Source organism: Arthrobacter sp. ZBG10 (assembly GCF_001238605.1).
Lineage (GTDB): Bacteria > Actinomycetota > Actinomycetes > Actinomycetales > Micrococcaceae > Arthrobacter.
Window position 1 is genome coordinate 1 of record NZ_LFQH01000083.1, and the last position, 208, is coordinate 208.

General features: G+C 72.6%; 1 protein-coding gene. It reads left to right on the plus strand.

Features of this window, described 5'->3' with window-relative positions; all coding sequences use genetic code 11:
* Positions 1–208: hypothetical protein (locus ACU18_RS19995; protein ID WP_197273617.1), on the plus strand; the 208-nt coding region annotated here is incomplete at both ends.

Here is a 208-nt window from a genome sequence, read left to right on the forward strand (position 1 = left end):
CCTCGCCGACGCCTCCAGCGACGTCGCGCAGGTTTCGGCTGCCCGTGAGGCGTTGAACGCGGAAGGGATCGTCCCGCTGGTCATCGCGCCGACGGGCGGCGTTTTGGCGGGCGACGACGGCGCCGGCGTCCCGGTCCAACGGACGTACCTGACGGCCCGGTCCACGGAGTTCGACGCCGTCATCGTGGCAGGTGCCGGGAAACCCGCC